This window comes from Luminiphilus syltensis NOR5-1B, assembly GCF_000158175.1.
In the GTDB taxonomy this organism is placed as follows: Bacteria; Pseudomonadota; Gammaproteobacteria; order Pseudomonadales; family Halieaceae; genus Luminiphilus; species Luminiphilus syltensis.
Window position 1 is genome coordinate 3,146,974 of the sequence record NZ_DS999411.1, and the last position, 18,471, is coordinate 3,165,444.

The 18,471-nt window shown below is 58.1% G+C and carries 12 protein-coding genes; 6 read left to right on the forward strand and 6 right to left on the reverse strand.

From position 1 onward, the window contains the following. Nucleotide 1: 1 nt before the first annotated feature. Nucleotides 2–1,315, reverse strand: a complete 1,314-nt coding sequence (gene pepQ / locus NOR51B_RS14240) for a Xaa-Pro dipeptidase (RefSeq protein ID WP_009020703.1) — start codon at nucleotides 1,313–1,315, stop codon at nucleotides 2–4. A gap of 261 nt (nucleotides 1,316–1,576) precedes the next feature. On the opposite strand from pepQ, the gene NOR51B_RS14245 reads away from it, so the two are divergent. From NOR51B_RS14245 to NOR51B_RS14255, 3 genes are all read left to right on the forward strand, one after another. Beyond that, nucleotides 1,577–2,110 carry an MOSC domain-containing protein gene (locus tag NOR51B_RS14245; protein WP_040482168.1) on the forward strand — a complete coding sequence of 178 codons (534 nt, stop codon included), beginning with the start codon at nucleotides 1,577–1,579 and terminating at the stop codon, nucleotides 2,108–2,110. Between the two features lie 127 nt (nucleotides 2,111–2,237). Then, nucleotides 2,238–3,404 (forward strand): PrnB family protein, encoded by a 1,167-nt coding sequence (locus NOR51B_RS14250; RefSeq protein WP_009019014.1) that lies wholly within the window; start codon nucleotides 2,238–2,240, stop codon nucleotides 3,402–3,404. Between the two features lie 96 nt (nucleotides 3,405–3,500). Further along, nucleotides 3,501–4,895: an FAD-binding oxidoreductase gene (locus NOR51B_RS14255; RefSeq protein WP_009021142.1), complete on the forward strand. Its 1,395-nt coding sequence runs from the start codon at nucleotides 3,501–3,503 to the stop codon at nucleotides 4,893–4,895. An 8-nt stretch (nucleotides 4,896–4,903) separates the two neighbouring features. Here the strand turns inward: NOR51B_RS14255 and NOR51B_RS14260 are convergent, their stop codons facing one another. Beyond that, nucleotides 4,904–6,217, reverse strand: a complete 1,314-nt coding sequence (locus tag NOR51B_RS14260; protein WP_009019575.1) for an MFS transporter — start codon at nucleotides 6,215–6,217, stop codon at nucleotides 4,904–4,906. Between the two features lie 306 nt (nucleotides 6,218–6,523). Here NOR51B_RS14260 and NOR51B_RS14265 point away from each other — a divergent pair, with 306 nt between their 5' ends. Continuing rightward, nucleotides 6,524–8,944: a TonB-dependent receptor gene (locus NOR51B_RS14265; protein ID WP_009021077.1), complete on the forward strand. Its 2,421-nt coding sequence runs from the start codon at nucleotides 6,524–6,526 to the stop codon at nucleotides 8,942–8,944. Between the two features lie 446 nt (nucleotides 8,945–9,390). On the opposite strand, the gene NOR51B_RS15085 is transcribed toward NOR51B_RS14265, so the two are convergent. The 3 genes from NOR51B_RS15085 to NOR51B_RS14280 are packed head-to-tail and all read right to left on the reverse strand — an operon-like array spanning nucleotide 9,391 to nucleotide 14,669. Beyond that, nucleotides 9,391–9,990 (reverse strand): glutathione S-transferase family protein, encoded by a 600-nt coding sequence (locus tag NOR51B_RS15085; RefSeq protein WP_009021401.1) that lies wholly within the window; start codon nucleotides 9,988–9,990, stop codon nucleotides 9,391–9,393. Continuing rightward, nucleotides 9,987–13,430: an indolepyruvate ferredoxin oxidoreductase family protein gene (locus tag NOR51B_RS14275; RefSeq protein WP_009021528.1), complete on the reverse strand. Its 3,444-nt coding sequence runs from the start codon at nucleotides 13,428–13,430 to the stop codon at nucleotides 9,987–9,989. The genes NOR51B_RS15085 and NOR51B_RS14275 overlap by 4 nt, the downstream gene beginning before the upstream one ends. A gap of 45 nt (nucleotides 13,431–13,475) precedes the next feature. After that, the gene (locus tag NOR51B_RS14280; RefSeq protein ID WP_040482170.1) at nucleotides 13,476–14,669 is read right to left on the reverse strand and encodes a thiolase family protein; all 1,194 of its coding nucleotides are present in this window, start codon (nucleotides 14,667–14,669) and stop codon (nucleotides 13,476–13,478) included. Nucleotides 14,670–14,804: 135 nt separating this feature from the next. Between NOR51B_RS14280 and NOR51B_RS14285 the strand changes: the two genes are divergently transcribed. Next, entirely contained in the window at nucleotides 14,805–16,802 is a 1,998-nt protein-coding gene (locus NOR51B_RS14285; protein WP_009020835.1) for a 3-hydroxyacyl-CoA dehydrogenase/enoyl-CoA hydratase family protein, read from the forward strand. A 5-nt stretch (nucleotides 16,803–16,807) separates the two neighbouring features. Further along, complete coding sequence (locus tag NOR51B_RS14290) at nucleotides 16,808–17,257, forward strand: VOC family protein (RefSeq protein ID WP_195891510.1); 450 nt, start codon at nucleotides 16,808–16,810, stop codon at nucleotides 17,255–17,257. 42 nt (nucleotides 17,258–17,299) lie between these two features. On the opposite strand, the gene NOR51B_RS14295 is transcribed toward NOR51B_RS14290, so the two are convergent. Next, nucleotides 17,300–18,466 carry a pyridoxal phosphate-dependent aminotransferase gene (locus NOR51B_RS14295; RefSeq protein ID WP_009020305.1) on the reverse strand — a complete coding sequence of 389 codons (1,167 nt, stop codon included), beginning with the start codon at nucleotides 18,464–18,466 and terminating at the stop codon, nucleotides 17,300–17,302. Between the last annotated feature and the right edge of the window lie 5 nt (nucleotides 18,467–18,471).

Here is an 18,471-nt window from a genome sequence, read left to right on the forward strand (position 1 = left end):
ATCACGCTTCAAAAGCAGAAAAAGCATCCCGGGTCAGATTCTCAACACCCGTTGTCGTCACTGCGACGTTATCTTCAATTCGAATTCCGCCGAACGGAGTAAGCTGATCAATCAACGACTTGTTCAGTAGACTCTGCTGATCAAAACCGGCTAGTAATGCCGGGATAAAATAAAGTCCGGGCTCAACGGTGAAGACCATCCCTGGCTCGATCGAACGCGTTAGTCGCAGGTGCGGATGCTCTTTCGGTGGCGCTGCAACGGAGCCATCGGCAGCAGCGAGGAAACCTCCGCGATCATGGACCTGTATGCCCAGCAGATGGCCCAATCCGTGGGGGAAAAACACCCTGGAAGCACCGCTGGCCAACGCCTCGTCGACACCGCATTGGACGATGTTATGGTCGACCAGTAGCTGGGTAATCAGGGTATGGGCGCGCTGGTGCAGCTCGGGAAATGTTGCCACGGTGTCGACGGCCGCAACCAACTGCTGCTGTCCCCGATCAAGATCGGCAACCAATTGTGCAAATACCGACATGGCCTCGTTTTCTGCAACATAGGTTCGTGACACATCAGCGGCATATCCTGCGCACGAGGCGCCCGCATCAATGAGAAAACTCCTTATGGTTTCGGGTGCTGCTTTTGCCCGCGCCATATGGTGGAGCGTCGCTGCATTTTCGTTGAGCGCGATAATATTGCGGTAAGGAAGCTCCTCATCAGCGGTGCGGGAAGCACCCAGATAGGCCAGATGAATGTCAAGCTCGCTGGCACCGGAGTAAAACGCCGCTTTCGCCGCCTGATGACCAACAGCGGCCCGCTGACTCGCTGACCGCAAGCAGGACCTCTCGTAATCTGACTTGTAAGCGCGATTAAAGTCGACGACATTAAGAACGGCCTCAGGATTTTTGACCAGCCCATCGAGCTGTTCGGAAATCGGATCAGAGGGACCAATCCAGACCCCCCTTCCCTTTCCCGCCAGATGTAAGCGGCAATCGTCGGCGTCCTGGTAGCCGATGACATCAACCACGTCCAACACCGGCGCGGGGATAGCTTCAGGAAGACTGTCCCAGAATCCGCCCGCTTCCGGTAGTAGCAGACGCGGACGCTCACCGGGCTGAATAAGCAAATAGCCGCCGGGTCGATCCTGAAGCGGAACCCACTCGTTGAAATAGGAACTGGGCCGGAAGGGATAATCGAGATCATCGTTGAATCGATAAATCAGGCAGCCCGCACTGATAATCGCGTAATCAAAATTGCCAGCCGCGAGCGCGCCTGCGTAAATAGCTGACTTGGTGGCGATGTGCTCTGCGTAGTTCAACATAGTCTAGCCTTCGTTGTATTCGCCAACTTCGATCGATACTTCGTATAGACTAAGTCGCCGGTAAGCAGATAACCACCTGAGATTGAAACGATCTGTGACATCCCTCAGAAATTGGGTGTCACCGCAATACTTCATACGCCCTATTTATAGACAAGCATTTACGGTCATTACTGTCGGTGAGAAATGGCGTGTACTCTTCAAGCATGTTGAGATCAAGCTACAGGCACACGGCATGTACAGTTAAGGAAATATCCATCCGCAATGAATAAAAGAAGTAACCCATTAGATCGCTTTGCCCGGGATCTACCCCCCGGCGAATTGTTATGGATAGGTCTGCGACCCGCGCGGCGCGCGCCCATGGAATCCGTCTCAAACGCCATGGCACTGGCTACGCTCGGTCTGGAAGGCGACCATCGCACCACCAAAACAGCGGGATCCGGACGACAAGTCACCCTTATTTCGCAGGAATTTATCGCGCAAACCGCGCATTTCCTCGGCCGCGCCAGCATTGACCCCGCCCTGCTGAGACGAAACCTTGTGGTTAGCGGCATCAACCTTCACGCGCTTCGCTATCAGCAATTTGCCATCGGTGATGCCATCCTCGAAGCCAATGCACTATGTCACCCCTGCTCGCGGATGGAGTCGGCGCTCGGTCCTGGTGGTGTCGCGGCGATGATTGGCCACGGGGGGCTGTGTGCAAAAATTATAAGCGGCGGCGAGATTCGTATCGGCGATGCGGTCCGCGTGATTACTCCCGGCAGCATCACAGATCTTTTCGCTAACGAGCCCACCTGAGGGCCCAACCGTTATCGGGATGGTTTCCCACTTCGAATGACGCCGGTTACACTGCAACGACTGTGGCAGTCCCGAAGACCCAGCACGTGTCTTGAGACAATGCCTCCAGCTCAAGGTATGAAAAACCATGACCGGAAATGTCGAGAATTTTGATCGGTGGATACGCAGCGAATTTGCTGATCTCAACACTGTGCTCGAAAACGCCTACTTTCAGCGCAGTGACCGAGCCGATGTTACCGCGGTCGGCGCGGCTGAAAAGGGCCAACTGCGGGCGGCAGGCACTGCGCATATTGTCGAATTACTTCGTGAAGGAAATACCGACGAGGGCTTTGATGCGGGGTTTGACCTGCTCGGCAACGTCGGGCTTTTCATGGCCGCCTGCGCCCGCCACGGTATTGCCGACCAGAACGCCAAGGACGGTGATATGCCCGAAGCATCGGGCCTGGCGCTTCAACTCGGTGCTTCTCTAGGCGTGACTCCCCGCTTTGCCACCAGCCACCTGACCACCCACAACCGGGCGATCGACGGCCGCTACAAAAGTTTCACCACACTGCGGGATGACTACCTGTTTACCGACTACAACACCCGGGGCATCCTCGGTTACAAACGCGCAGCCGATGCGCTTCTGCGTATCTTACCGCTGGGCATTACCCACCCCGTCGCCGCCGACCTGCTCGCCGCGGCCCGTGATGCCCTGAAATACGTGGTTCAGTCGAATGAAACGCTGTTCACGGAGCTCGATACGGATCGTTTTTTCTACTCTGTGAGACCCTACTTTAAACCTCATCGAGTGGGTCAACATAGTTATCGCGGTGCCAACGCCGGGGACTTCGCTGGTATCAATGTGATCGATATGCTGCTGGGCCTCTGCCGCGCTGACCACGCCTACTACTCACAACTGTTGGTCGATAAGTTTCTTTACATGATGCCGGAGGACCAATCCATTCTTCGTGACTGTATGCGCCGCCGCAGCCTGATGGATGAATTTTTGTGCCTGCCCGACTCAGCGTGGCACGATACTCATTGCCGCGACAATCTGGCGCTGTTTCTGGAGGTCTGCGATTTGCACGGCCAAACCGCCACACAGCACCACAATCAGCTGGTCACCAAATTTATCGAACAACCCGCCGTGCACATCGACGACAAGCACCAGGAAAATCTCACCGCCAGCGGTCCACCCCTGGAAGTGTTGATGCGCGCCCTGGCCCGGCTGCGGGACCTTCGTAGTGCGGCCGATCGCGATGACATACCCTCGCGTTACCACGACATTGTCAAACTACGCGCTAAACTGTGATTGACCGACATCTTCGAACGAGCTTACGACCGTCGCGCAAAAAATAGCGCTTAGGCGGGCTTGAGATAGCCGCTTTCATTGCAAGGAGAACCGAGCATGGTGCAGATAGAACCCCTGGTTACCGAGTTGACACCGCTGTATGGCGATCGAATCACCACCAATCCCACGATCTGTGAACACCACGGGAAGGATGAAAGCTGGCACCCCATGCAGGCGCCCGACGCGGTCTGCTTTCCGGCAACCACCGAAGAGGTGGCGGCCGCGGTAAAGGCCTGCGCGGAACACAGGATTCCGATCATCCCCTTTGGCGCCGGTTCCAATGTTGAGGGTCAGGTCATCGCTGTTCAGGGCGGGCTATGTATCGACCTCTCGCGTATGCAAACGATTATTCGAGTCTCCCCCGAGGATATGGATTGCACCGTCGAAGCCGGCGTGACGCGCAGCCAGCTCAACAGCTACCTGCGTGAAACCGGGCTGCAGTTTCCTATTGACCCGGGCGCCGATGCCTCGCTCGGGGGGATGGCGGCAACCCGCGCCTCAGGCACCAACGCGGTGTGTTACGGCACCATGCGCGAAAACGTTCTCTCATTGCGCGTCGTGCTGCCCTCGGGAGAGATTATTGAAACCGGTGGCCGGGCGCGTAAATCGTCCGCGGGCTACGATCTCACTCATCTCATGGTGGGTTCGGAAGGCACACTGGGCATCATCACCGAGGTGACACTCAAGTTGCATCCTCGTCCCGAAGCGGTATCCGCTGCCCGGGTGCAATTCGACTCCGTCGAAGCGGCCGCCAATGCCGTTATCGAAACCCTGCAATGCGCAATCCCGGTGGCCAGAATTGAACTGCTCGATGCCGCGCAGATCGCCGCCATCAACGCCTATTCAAAAACCAGCTTTGCGGAAATGCCAACACTCTTTGTCGAATTTATCGGATCGCCAAGCAGTGTTCAGGAGCAGGCCGAGCTTTTCGGAACTATCTGTAGCCAGCACGAGTGCTCAGCATTCGACTGGACCGCGGATAGCGATGAACGGAGTCAAATGTGGAAGGCGCGCCACGATGCCGCCTACGCAGCGGGGGCTATTCGTCCCGGCTGCAGTGCCGTGGCCACCGATGTGTGTGTACCGATCTCAAGACTCGCCGAATGTATTGGTGCTACCCGTGCTGATGCCGACCAACACTGTAAATTCCCGACCATGCTCGCCGGGCACGTCGGTGACGGTAACTTTCATTTTGTTTATGTGGTCGATCCGAACAAGCCCGACGAAGTGCGCGTCATGCACGAGTGTCATGAACGCCTGATCGAGCGCGTACTGGCGATGGGCGGTACCTGTACCGGTGAACACGGTATCGGACTCGGCAAACAAAAATACATGTTATCCGAGTTTGGCGCGGCCACACTCGGCGCCATGCAAGCCATCAAAACCGCCCTCGACCCCCATGGCATTATGAATCCCGGCAAAAAGCTGCCGGACCCCACCACCTATCATTGAAGCGTAGCTCAGGGCGCCTCGGCTTTCTCATTGGGATGCCGCTCGGCCTCAAACAGATCGTGGTAGCGGTCGTAGCGTCCCATGGTGACGAACATCAGTGCCACAAGCACCATAACGCCGACCATAATAAACAGCGCCTCGTCATAGGTACCCAGTAATTCCTGAGCCTTCGACAACAGATAGGGGCCGCCGGCAGTGCCTACAAGGAAACCGACAAAAACGCTCCCGTAAATCGCGCCGAAGGCCCGAAGCCCGAAATAGCGACTGACCATAAAGCCAATCAGCTCGATCTCAGCGCCAAGGCCGGTCCCCAGTAACGCCGCGGCAAAATAGACCCCCCAACCCGTGCCGCCCGTCGCCAGCAGCCAGAACCCTGCGGCACTGCCGAGAAAGATAACCATTGCCACCAGCGGCGCGAACACGCGATCCAGCGTCCAGCCGATAATCAGTCGTGACGCGGCCATTGACAGGCCCAATGCCGTTGCCACTTGTGCGGCATCAACCGCACTCATCCCGCGATCACCAAGCAGCAATGCCAATTGATTGGTGATCCCCCACAGCGCAAAAGAAGCCAGCAGAATACCCGCAGCCAGCACCCAGAAGACCCGGGTGCGAAGCGCCTGGGCCAGCGTGATTCCGGAGAGGGGCTGATGGGTATCAATATTGTCTTCGGTAGTGGGGTCACCATCGGGTAGCAGCCCAAGGTCACGGGGGTGATCTCGGGCAAATAACACCACCACGGGAACGGTAACAAACGCGATGTAAATCCCATACCAGACGAAGCCGCCCTTCCATCCGAACTCATTGATCACCTCCGCCGTGATGCGCGGCAGGATAGCGAGCCCGAGACCGGTAGCTGACGCGACGATGCCAATCATCAGCCCCCGTTTGCGATCAAACCAGGCCGCAGCCAGTCGAATAAACGACATGGTGTTGTTGGCCACACCGAGTACGGCGGCGAGCGCAAAGCCCAACCAGAGATGCCAGACTTCGGTGGCAAAAATGGGGATTGTCGCCAGAATCGCCGCCATAAGCAGTAGCGAGATGGCGGTGGGCCAGCGCACACCAAAGCGATCGACGATGGCACCGAAACCCGGTTGCGCGACGGCGGTAAAGAAGGTGAGAAAGGAGATGGCCAGGGTCAAATCAGACCGGGCCCAATCAGTTGTTCGCTGCAGGTCCTGAACGATAAACGCAAAACTGGCGTAGATCAGCGGGCCGACATTACCGAACATCCCCATAAACCCGGCCGCCAGCACCGGCAGGCCAAATATGGGTTTCTGGTACCAGCTATCAGGAACGAAGCGCAGTTCACCCGCCATTACTTACTTCTCCAATCAGAGCCTACCGCTACCACTGAAGCACCGCGCGGTAGGGAAAACAACGGTGCGCGGTGTGGCCGATACAGCAATTAGGGCGATTTCTATGGGGGCAAAGCGCCAATTCGGGCATGAATCGCAATATTTCGCACAAAAAGTTGTGTCAGGCTGCGTAGACATGCCACTTATTTCAAGACTAAAATAATTTCGCGGATCACACAACGACTCGAATAGGTCATACCCACAAAAGAATAGCCACTCACCGCCGCAACCGTGAACGTCCTTCATTTCCAATCCCAGGAGAACAAGATGAAATCACCCAAGCAACCCGGACCATTCTTTAAAACCAGCAAAAGCCGCCTCGCCCTCGCTATCGGCTGTACCGGCCTGTCCACATTGATCGCCAGCAACGCCCTTGCGCAGGAGGAAGCCCCGCAGTCGCCCGAACAACTCGAGGAAGTATTGATTATTGGTAAGCGTGCCGTCCGACTGGATCCCCAGAATTACGGCGGTGGTTTAAACCTGGTGACCGGCGAAAGTATTGCTGAGCAGAACATCTTGGACTTCGAGGAACTGGTAACCCAGCTGCCTTCGGTCAACCTCCAGAGCTTTGGCCCGGGTGACAGCAGCTACATCATCCGCGGCATTTTCTCCGGTGCCGAGGAATCCACAGTCGGGGTCTACTTCGATGAGTCGCCGATTAGTGGTCGTTTTCAGCAAAACGGCGGCGGCCGTCAGGCGGGCTTCGTACTCACCGACCTGCAAACCGTCGAGGTTTACAAGGGTCCGCAAGGCACCCTGTTCGGTGCCAACTCGCTGTCGGGTACCGTGCGCTTTGTGACCAACAAGCCCAAGCTCGATACCGTTGAGGGCCGCGTCAGTGCGACACTCACCTCCATGGATGAGACCGACGACCTCGGCGTCCGTATGGATGGCATGTTTAACCTGCCACTGGTTCAGGACAAACTCGGCCTGCGTGCCGTGCTATGGGGTCAGGAAGGCCAGGGTTTCCTCGATCAGCCCGCGCTCAATCTTGAAGACGTCAACGACAGCTCCATCAAGGGTGGTCGATTGCACCTGTTAGCCGAGCCCAACGACAGCTTCTCGCTGCTGGCATCGGTGAACTACCAGGAACGCGAATCGGGTAACAATAGCCGCCAGACACCCTCTGGTCGGTTTGGACCTTCACAACCGCAAACGGATACCCCCGGACAGTTCGCCAACTACCAGTTCATTGGTGGCGGTATTGGCGGCCCCGAAGCCGGTGGCGACTGGATCAATACCGATGCCACACGCACGCCGCTGGATGAAGAGTTCCTGCTGGCATCACTGACAGCGAATTACCGTACGGACGCCGGTGTATTCACCGCAAGCTACTCGCGCTTCGATCGCGAGTTTGAATACGTCTATGATTCCACGGCCACGAACACGTCTCCGGGCCTTTCGGGTTTCTTCCTCGGCGCGCTTGGCTTTGATCTTCCGCCCACCAGCGTGGTCAATCAGCCCCAAGAGCGAGAAATTGACTCAGGCGAATTGCGCTTCGCGTCTACCTTCGACGGTCCGTTCAACTTCCTCGTCGGTGGTTTTATGGCCAAGGAAGACAGCCGTTTTGAACTGAATGTGATTAACAGTAATGCCGCCGGCTTCCCGGTTGAAGAGTTCGTTCCGGCGGCACCCACACAGGTTACTGGCGCCGCAGGACCGGGCGAAGTCAACAGTGTGTTCGGTCGCTTCCTGCAGAACGAGCGTGATCGCTGGGCGGCGTTCGGTGAGGTCTATTACCAGATCAATGACAAAATGGAACTGACCGTCGGTGCGCGTTATTTCGACTTTGAAGTAACCGATACCCAGAACAATAACGGCCCTGACTTCCTCAGTGGAGGTCCAGATCAGGTGGTGGAGAACGATGAGAGCGATACCACCTATCGCTTTAATGTGACCTATAACCCCAATGACCAGCTAACCACTTATGTTGAGATTGCATCGGGCTTCCGTCCTGGTGCGACCAATATTTCAGCGGGTGTTGCCGCCATTGGCGGTGGTGACGTGCCGGGATTCTTTGAATCCGACACCTTGTGGAACTACGAACTGGGCGCCAAGTTCCAGAGCGATGACGGTAAGTTTCAGGGGAGCGCTGCGGTGTTCTGGATGGATTGGGAGGACGTGCAGATCGTCCAGGGTAATAACTTTACCTACACCACCAACGGTCCTTCCGCTGAAGTCCTTGGGCTTGAGTTGGATGGTACCTATGAGATGGGCATGTTCGAATTCGGTGCTGCATTTACTTATGTGGACACCGGCTTCTCTGAAGATCAGGAAATTATTGAGGGCGTCACCGATCGATTCCTGGTTTTTGAAGACGATGAGTTGGCAAAGACACCCTCCTTCTCGGGCAACGTCAGTGTCACGTCACGGTTTAACCTCGACGTTGATGGCGGTCTCGACGGCTTTGCCCGTCTCGACTACACCTACCGCGGAAGCTCGGATACCGTATCCCAGAACCGTGATGTCAACGGCGTCGTTAACCCGTTCTTCGAAGACATTCCCTCCTATGACGTGATCAATCTGAACGTGTCGGTCGGTCGGGATGAGTGGTCGGCGGGCGTGTTCGTGAAGAACCTGACCAATGAAGTCGCGGTCATGGATGCCTTCGCCTCGGAGCAGGATCCGTACTTCTACGTCACTCTGCCGCCACGAACTATTGGTGTGACTGTCTCTAGCGGCTTCTAAGTAGCTTAAACGGGGCAACCTAGTACCGGTCTATATCAAAAAGTCTGGGGCTAGGCCCAGGAACCAAAGAGCCGCGCTGGTTATGTCACTAGCGCGGCTTTTTTTATGGTTTATCGCGGATTAGCGGGACCAAGGGCTGCGTGATACCTCAATCACTGCTCAGGAAGGCATTCGCTGACGACCACACCCTAGGTTTTGAAGTCGGTGCCACCTTCAGGAATGTTTCCACCGCACTTGCAGCGACTGCTCAGGGTGGCTCGGCCGCGGTTTGCTCGAGCGTCGACGAGCGAGCTGTTTAGCAATCCCTAGCCGATGGAGCTACGCGAGCAGCTCGAGTAATCCGGGGCTGAGCCGCCCGGCCCTGGCACGACTTCATGCTCGAAGCCTATGCGGGGCCATGAACGATCCGCGATAACCCTTTGGTCGAGCGACGGAGTTCCCGCGGATCAGTTCGCCGCCTGTAAACGCTGGGAGACCCGCGCTGCTACCGCCTGGACAGGGCTGCTTTGCTCATCGGCCAATAGCTCAGGAGCCACGGCAGCCAGGGTATTAACCAGCGACGTCGCGGTAATGTCGGCGAGAGTCATGTCGTCACCACACACGTAGGCATTCTCGTTGCAGTGCTCGCTCAACCACTGCAGGGCCTCTGCGATCTGCGTCTCAAAGCCCATTATCGTAGTGGCACAACGCAGCGAGGCGTCGCGTCGCGTCTTTTCATAAAACCAGAGCACCAGCTTTTCAATCCCAGCAATACCGACCGCATCGGCAAACAGCATCGCCATACGATCATCCTCGCGCTGGGGGAACAAGGTCGAACTCTCCGGGCGATGGCGCTCGAGATAATCGAGAATGGCGTGGGAATCGATAATCACCCTCCCGTCATCGAGCACCAGATTGGGCACTCGCCCGACGGGGTTATAACGACGGATTAATTCCCCATCTTCGACGGTGCGCACAACTTCTTCCTCGTAGTCATGGCCAAGGGCTTCCAGCACCATGGCAATCCTGCGAACAAAGGGTGAATGGCGTCCACCGATCAGTTTCATGCCGCATACTCCCGAACAATCGTCGACAGTACTCGATCGCGACACTCACGCAATTGTGGCTCGATACGGTCGCCGTTAGCTTTCTTCACATGCCCAAACCCGCGAATTTCCAGACTGAGTGCCGCGTAATAAACGACGTCATCATAATTACCCGGGTTGAGCTCGGGCAGCATGGCGTCAATATCATCCATGAGCTGGGACCGCAGTGCCCGCTCCCATCGGCGCTCTTCGGTAAGTCCGAAGACATCAAAGGGGGTTTCGCGTAAGGGTCTAAGCTTCGCGAGCACTCGAAACGCAGGCAATATCCAGCTGCCAAATTGCCGTTTGATCAATTCTCCGGTAACCGGATCGCGCTTCGACAATAAGGGTGGTGCGAGGTGAAACACAGGCCGGGCATCACCGGAAAAATTCTCCTGCGCCCTGGCCATAAAGTCGGTTTCTGCATACAGGCGAGCCACCTCATATTCGTCTTTAATCGCCATGTGTTTGAACAGTGCCTCGGCCACTCTCCGGGTGAGCGCCTGATTACGATCGGGAAAAGCGTTGTCTGCTGCGGCGACCTTTTTCATAAACGCACGGAACCGGTCGGCATAGGCCCTGTTCTGGTAGTCCTCGAGTAGCGTAGCTCGCTGAGCAATCAGCGCGTCTGCGGTCTCCGCAACCGGCGCACCCGCCATGCCCTCGATTTGATCGAGTTCAGCGAAGCGCGCCGAGTCGGCAATCACCAATCGTCCCAGATCGAAAGCGACCAACGATTTATCGACTGACGCGCCGTTGAGGGTAATCGCCGTCTTCAACGCGTCGGCCGACAGCGGTATCGTGCCACTTTGCCAGGCAGCACCGAGTAGGACGAGGTTGGAAAAAATCTGATCGCCGAGTAATCGCTCCGCGGCGCCACCGGCATCAATGACTGCCATCTTTCGGGAGCGCTCATTGATTCGCTGCCGCATTCGCTCTTCACCAAAGTCCTGATCACCGTCATCGATAAAGTCTGCCGAGGGCGTAAACACGGCATTCAGAAAGGTTTCGGTCTGATTTGCATTGAGCGTTTTAGCCGCGCCTTCTCCCGCTGCGGCGATCAAATCAAAACCCAGCACCACATCGGCACAGCCTTCGGGAATCCGGCCACTGGCCAGCCTGTCGGGATCGCGACTGAATCGGATATGGCTGTAAACCGCCCCGTTCTTCTGCGCCAGTCCGGTCACATCGAGAATGCTGGCTCCCAGACCCTCAATATGGGCCGCCATCCCCATAATTGCGGCGACGCTGACCACCCCACCACCACCGATGCCCGCCATGGCAAGACTGAACACATCCGGGAGTGCTCGCGCTTCGGGGGTGGGCAGCTCGGCACGCCAACTCTGCTCAAGCTCGCGGGTTTTCCTGGGCGCATACTCGCCGCCCTCGAAACTCACAAAACTGGGGCAAAAGCCCCGTAAACAGGAGAGGTCCTTGTTGCAGGCCGATTGATTGATTTTACGCTTTCGACCCAGCGGGGTTTCCAGCGGCTGGATCGCCACACAGTTTGACTTGCGGCCGCAATCACCGCAGCCCTCGCAAACCCGATCGTTGATCATGACCCTGACTGCCGGGTCCTCAAGCTGCTGGCGTTTGCGCTTACGGCGTTTCTCCGCCGCGCATCCCTGGGCGTAAATGAGCACGGTCACGCCGGCTTTTTCCCGCAATCGCTCCTGGACCTCGTCGAATTGTTCACGGGGCAGCAATGTCACCGCCCGAGGCAGAACCGCGCCGTCAAATCGGTGCAGATCATCGGTTACCACGACGACCTCGGCAACGTGTTCAGCGAGAACAAGTTCGCAGATCTGTCCCACCGACAGGCCCGCCTCAACCGGCTGCCCACCGGTCATGGCAACCGCTTCGTTATAGAGAATTTTGAAGGTCATGGTCACGCCGGCGGCCACCGCGGCTCGGATATTCAGCGACGCGGAGTGGGCGTAGGTGCCGTCTCCCACATTCTGAAAAATGTGTGACTCGTCGGTAAAGGGCGCGCGACCCAGCCAGTGCATGCCCTCGCCTCCCATATGGGTCATCGACACGATGGAGCGACTCGGTATCCAAGCTGCCATGCCATGGCAGCCAATCCCCGCCATGGCATGGGACCCCTCGGGCACTCGCGTCGATGTATTGTGCGGGCATCCCGCACAGTAAAAGGGTTTGCGCGGCGGTGGTGCGGCGATAGCATTGTCTTGCGGCTCGCGGCGATGCTTAAGATCGGTGAGTCGCGCCTGCGCGGTGTCTCCCAGCGTCCCCTTGCCCTCAAGCCAGTCACCCAGTGTGACAGCAAGATCCAGCGCCTGAAGATCTCCTGCCACAGCGATCAGCGGATGACCCTTGGCATCCTGCTCACCGATAATCTGGGGCGCACCGGCGAGACCGTAAAGCAGTCGCGCGGCCTGATCTTCAATAATCGGCCGCTTCTCCTCGACGACCATCATCTCATTCAGACCCAGTGCAAATTCCCGCAACCCGGTCGCGTTCAACGGCCAGATCAGGCCGGGCTTGTACAGCGCGAGACCCATCCGGCGGGCCTCAGCTTCATCGATACCCAGCAGAGACAGCGCCTCGCGCACGTCCAGCCAGCTTTTACCCGCCGCGACAATCCCGAGCCGACTGCGTTGTTCCCGCCATAACGTGGCATCAAAACCGTTGGCATTGGTGAATTCATGGACGCGGGGCAGCCGCACTTCGACCAGGCTGCGTTCCATCATTAATGGCGGTGCGGGCCAGCTGATTTCGCAGGCGGGATCGTACTCGAGGGGCGAGAGCTGATGCCGGTCGAGCCCGACCGCCGTAATCCGCGAGGTTTCCGCGATCTCCGAGACCAGTTTTATACCCACCCAGCACCCGGAAAAGCGCGATAGCGCCCAACCTCGAATGCCAAAGTCGATCAGCTCTTCCAGCGTTGCCGGATAGAGCACCGGCATCGAGGCACCGATCAGCATATGATCCGACTGATGCGCGTTCGAAGAGGAGAACGCGCCATGGTCATCCCCCGCCACCGCCAGCGCACCGCCAAACCGGCTGGTACCCGCCATATTGGCGTGTTTGAGGGCATCCATTGAGCGGTCGACACCGGGGCCCTTGCCATACCAAAGCCCAAAAACACCGTCGACGGTACGTTTGGGATCGATGCCGGTGAGCTGCGACCCCCATACCGAGGTGGCGGCGAGATCTTCATTGAGACCGGGTTGGAACTTTATATGGGCGTCGGTGAGTAATTGGGACTCGCTCCACAGGGCTTTATCGAAACCGCCGAGGGGCGAACCGCGATATCCGGAAACAAAACCCGCGGTATTCAGACCTGCCCTGCTATCCACCTGCGCCTGTGTCAGCACCAGCCGCACCAGCGCCTGCATGGGGTTGAGAAACACCAACCCCTGCTCCAGCTCATAGCGGTCCCTGAGAGAAACAGCCTGCATGTCTATCCTCTTAATGAAGTGACGGGAGGCACGGGTGCGCTTGAGTCAGCTCACCTTGATCACAGCCGCCATCCCGGTATCACCGGCAGCACAGCCCTGAAACAGTCCGTAACCGCCGCCGCTGATGACCAGCTCTTCGATGAGCTCGATGATGGCGCGCAGCCCCGTCGGTCCCTGGGGATGCCCCCATATTAACGAACACCCGTAATTGTTGAGCTTTTCAACGCCGATACCAAAGGCCCGGGCGAACGCGATGTCGTTCACAGCGAATGGGTTGTGGGACTTGATAGCCGCCACCTGGTCGATTCCGATATCGGCCGCCGCCAGCGCCCGTCGGCTGGCGCCTATCGGTGCTGCAGGCATATAGGCCTTGCGCTCCCGGAACTGGCCAAAACTTACGATCTCGATGGTAATCGCCGGATCCTGTGAAAACGCGGCGGCCTTGTCTGCACTGGTGACGATCATTCCCGCAGCGCCATCCGCCGGATGGGTCTGACCGGCGTACGTCACGGTGCCGTCGGGAAGCGCCGGCTTGAGCGCCTCCACTGCGGCACGCTCCATCGGTCGAATCCCCTCGTCGCCGGTGCAACTGACCAGCACGCGGCCTTTTCGATCCGTAATCTCAATAGGCTCAACCATATAACGCCGCTGAAAGGCTCGGTCATTGGCCAGAGCCGCCTGGTATTGCTCGGACCGCAGCAGTACCAGCTCGTTCTGTTCAGCGGTGGTGATCCTAAATTCGGCAGCCACATTTTCGGCCGTCTGCACCATCGCACAGCCCGCCCAGGGATCCTTGGCGAAATTATCCAGCACCCAGACCTCGTGCTCTCCGGCGCCACCCATACCACTGGGATTCGGGTAGTAGATATGGGGACCATTGGATACACGATCGGTGGCTATGGCCAGCGAGGCGGAAGCATCACCATTGCGGATCGCCGCGGTCGCCTCCGCAAGAATACGAGCGCTGGTGGCGCAGGCCTGGCTAATGGTCGGGCCCGCCAGTTGCGGCGCACCGATTTCAGCGGCGAGCCAGGGTAAGCCATAAAAAGCACCCCGCTGGGGTACCGTTGTGCCCAGGACGCCAAAGTCGAGCGCTTCCAGGGGCAGGTGGCGTTTATCCGCTGCCTTCGCCGCCGCCTGCGCAGCGAGGTCAAAGGAATGGAGTTCCGACAGACTCATCTGCCAGCGACTGAATGGGGTGGACCAGTAGGCCCCGTAGGGCACATAGACACTTTGCATATTTTAAGACTAAAATATTTGGCTCGAGCGCACAATCAATACTCAATCTATAGGGCGATTGCGGTCGCCGATTTCACCCCCCCGTATCCCGCGACTGCAAACGCCCACGTTTATCCCCAATACAAGGCCCACGCTATGCCCTCGCACCACGCTTTCAATCCCGCACTCGCCCCGTCACCGGAGAGCATACCGACGCGTGTGGGTATTATCGGTTGCGGCACGATCGGACCCGATATTGGCTACTACCTGAAAAGCGCCTTACCCGGACTCGAACTGGTACTGATCGATGTTGTCGATGAGGCTCTGGAAAAGGCAGTCGATCGCATCCGGGCCTATGCGGCAAAGGGTCTGGACAAAGGGAAGCTCTCTGCGGCCCAGGCCGAAGCGGCAGCGGCACACATCTCCGCGAGCTGCGATTACAGCGCCCTCGCTGGCTGCGAGTGGGTTATCGAGGCCGCCACCGAGAATCTCGCGGTAAAACGACAGATCTTCTCTGATGTCGAGGCCGTGGTCAGTGACGAGGCAATGATTACCTCCAACACCAGCTCGCTGCCGGCGGAGCGACTGTTCTCACACCTTGAAAATCCGACCCGGGCGACCGTTACCCACTTTTTCGCTCCCGCGTTCAAGAATCCGGCGGTAGAAGTGATCGAGTGGTACGGCGTCAGCGAAAAGACCGTGCAAGCACTACGCTGGATTTTTTACGCCACGGGTAAGACGCCGATGATGACGTCTGACGACGTCTGCTTCATGCTCGATCGCATCTTCGATAACTGGTGTAACGAGGCGGCACTACTGCTCCCGGAAGCAACCCCTGCGCAGATCGACAGCGTCGCCATGGCCTTTGTCCACGCCGGTCCCTTCCACGTGCTTAATCTCGCCAATGGCAATCCCATCATTATCGAGACCAACCGGCTGCAGCAGGAGGAGGAAGGCGACCACTACGCACCGGCCGCCATTTTTGAGGACGATCCCGATTGGGATACCGCTGCACCGAGCGCGCCCGTTGAGGTGGGTCTGGAGCTGAGCGCAAAAATTCGGGACCGATTGCTCGGGATCCTGTTTTCCCAAAGCGCCGATATTCTTAACCGCAACATCGGCACCCCCGAGGATCTGGATCTCGGTTGCCGACTGGCTTTTGGCTTTCGTGAGGGACCACTGGCGATGATGCAGCAACTGGGCGAGTCGGAAGTGCGTCGAATCGCCGATTCGTTTGCCGCCTGGAAACCGGCGATGCCCCGGGGCGATACCGCCATCACCGCGGCGATGGGGGCGCGACAATTTATTGGCGTGGACCGACATCATGACGCGCTACTGATCACCCTTCGCCGCCCCGATGCCCTCAACGCCCTGCACGATGAAATGACCGATGAAATCCTCGATGAGCTGGAGCGCGCGGAAGCCGATCCCTCGATCGAGGCCATTATCATCACCGGCTATGGCACCCAGGCCTTCTGTTCCGGTGCGGATATTGGCCGTTTCCCGAGCCTGCTTGGTGACCACGGCTCCTGCGTCGACTACGCGCGCGCCTGCTCGCGGTTGTTGCTGCGTATGGATGTGTGCAAAAAGCCTATTATTGCGGCGCTCAATGGTCTGGCGCTCGGCGGCGGGCTGGAGCTGGCATTGCGCTGTGACGCCATGGTGATGATGAAAGACGCTTACCTTCAGTTTCCGGAAATCTCGCTGGGTATTGCGCCAGGGATTGGTGCGCTGGCCGTACCTTACCGGCGCTACCCCGCTGCGGCTGCCACGTTCCACGACATGATCATGAAGGCGGAACGCCTGTCGGCTGCGGACGCCCTGTCGCTGGGCGTGGTCCGATCCCTGTCCACTGATCTATCCGATCTGTTCGACCAGGCCCAGTCCGCTGCGCGGTGGGTACGGGATCACGGAAAACCGAATCTCGATGCTCCGGTTGATGTCGGCACCGTGAATCCGGAAACCCCCTTCAGTGCCGAGGTCGGTTCGATCATGGCCCGGGCAATCACCGACGCAGCGGCGGCGCCGAGCTTTAATAAGGCACTGGAAGTGGGTTACCAGGCCTTTGGCGATACCGGCATGACCAAGGCAGCACGCGAGGGTATCGACGCATTTATGGAACGTCGTCGGCCCGATTTTACCCGTACCGGATGAGTTCCTTGCCGACTATCGTAAAACCAATCGAGCTCGGCATTGTCGTCGGTGACCTCGCGACATCGGTGCCCTTTTATCGAGACCTGCTCGGACTGGCGCCCGAACGGGACATCACGATTAGCGCCGAGATCGGCGAGCGCACCGGAGTGGCCGCCAATGGCTTCTCCATCAGCCGACTGACTGCACCCTGCGGCGCTGTGGTGAAGTTACTGGAGCGCCAGGGTTTACCGTCGGCACCGGGGCAACTCCACGACGAGATTTGCGCGCGCGCCACCCAGAGCTTTCTAACGCTTGTCATCGACGACCTCGACGGGATCATCAAAAAACTGCAAGAAGCGGGTGTAAAGGCGCGCTCCGACCCGGCGATCGTCGATGTCCGCCCGGGCATGCGGCTTGCCTTCATCGTCGACCCCGACGGTTACCCCATCGAGCTGGTTGAATATTCGGCGAATTAGTCGCCGGATGGTGGGTCTCAGGCCGGTTTGGGCGCCTTCAGGCTATTCGCCGAGATAGCGGGCCATACGCCTGAGTGCTTCCTCAATGCGTTCGTAGGGCTCCGAGCCGAAGCAGATACGAATATGCCCCTCGCCCGCCGGACCATAAAAATCCCCCGACTCTACGACTACGTGGGCGTTATCCAGCATCTCGTCGGCGAACACCTGCGAGGTTTTGCCCGTGCCCCGAATATCGGCAAAGGCGTAAACCGCACCCTCAGGTGGACGACATTCAACCCCGGGCAAGGCATTGAGCCCCGCCACCGTAAGGTCGCGTCGGCGCGTATCCTCGGCGTGAATCGCAGCGCGAGGCGCCGGATCCCCGGTCAATGCCGCCAGTGCGCCGTGCTGGGCGAAGACATTCACGTGGGCGACATCGGCGATGGTAATTTGCAGCAGTGCGGGAATAAATCGGGGGTCGGCTGCGATATAGCCAAGACGCCAACCATCCATCGCATAGGATTTTGTAAAGGCGAACAGGCTAAAGGTACGCTCGGCCATTCCGGGTAACGATGCAATACTGATGTGCTCTACATCATCAAATACTATTTCTTCGTACACCTCGTCGCTCAGCACGAGCAGGTCATGCCTGATAGCCAGGTCGGCCACCGCATCCAGCTCCGCCCGGGTGTACACCCGTCCGGTCGGATTCGAGGGGTTGACCAGGCAAATCATTCGCGTGCGCGGGGTAATGGCCGCCTCGATGGCGGCAGCGTCGATGCTGTAGCCATTGTCGCGATCAAGCGGCACAAACACCGGCACACCGCCGGCCAATTCGATTTTGCCGATATGCTGGGGGTAATAAGGCGCCAGCACAATCACCTCATCACCGGGGTCCACTGCCGCAAAAAATACGGCGAAAGACGCGTGGGTGAGCCCGTTGGTGACAATGATCTGGTCGGCGGTCACATCGAGCTTTTTGTCGCGACGCAAGCGCGCAACAATAGCTTCACGCAAGACGGTTTCACCGGCAAATTCGCCGTAATGGACAATGCCATCGTCGAGGGCTTTCTTGCTCGCTTCCTTGATGTGCAACGGGGTGTCGCAGTTGGGCTTGCCCACTTCGAGGTGAATCAGGTCGATGCCCTGATACTTCGGTAAACGGGCTTTTTGATACATGCCGAAACCCGCGGGGGTACTGTCAGCAATGCGCGTTGCAGGCCACTTCATAGTTT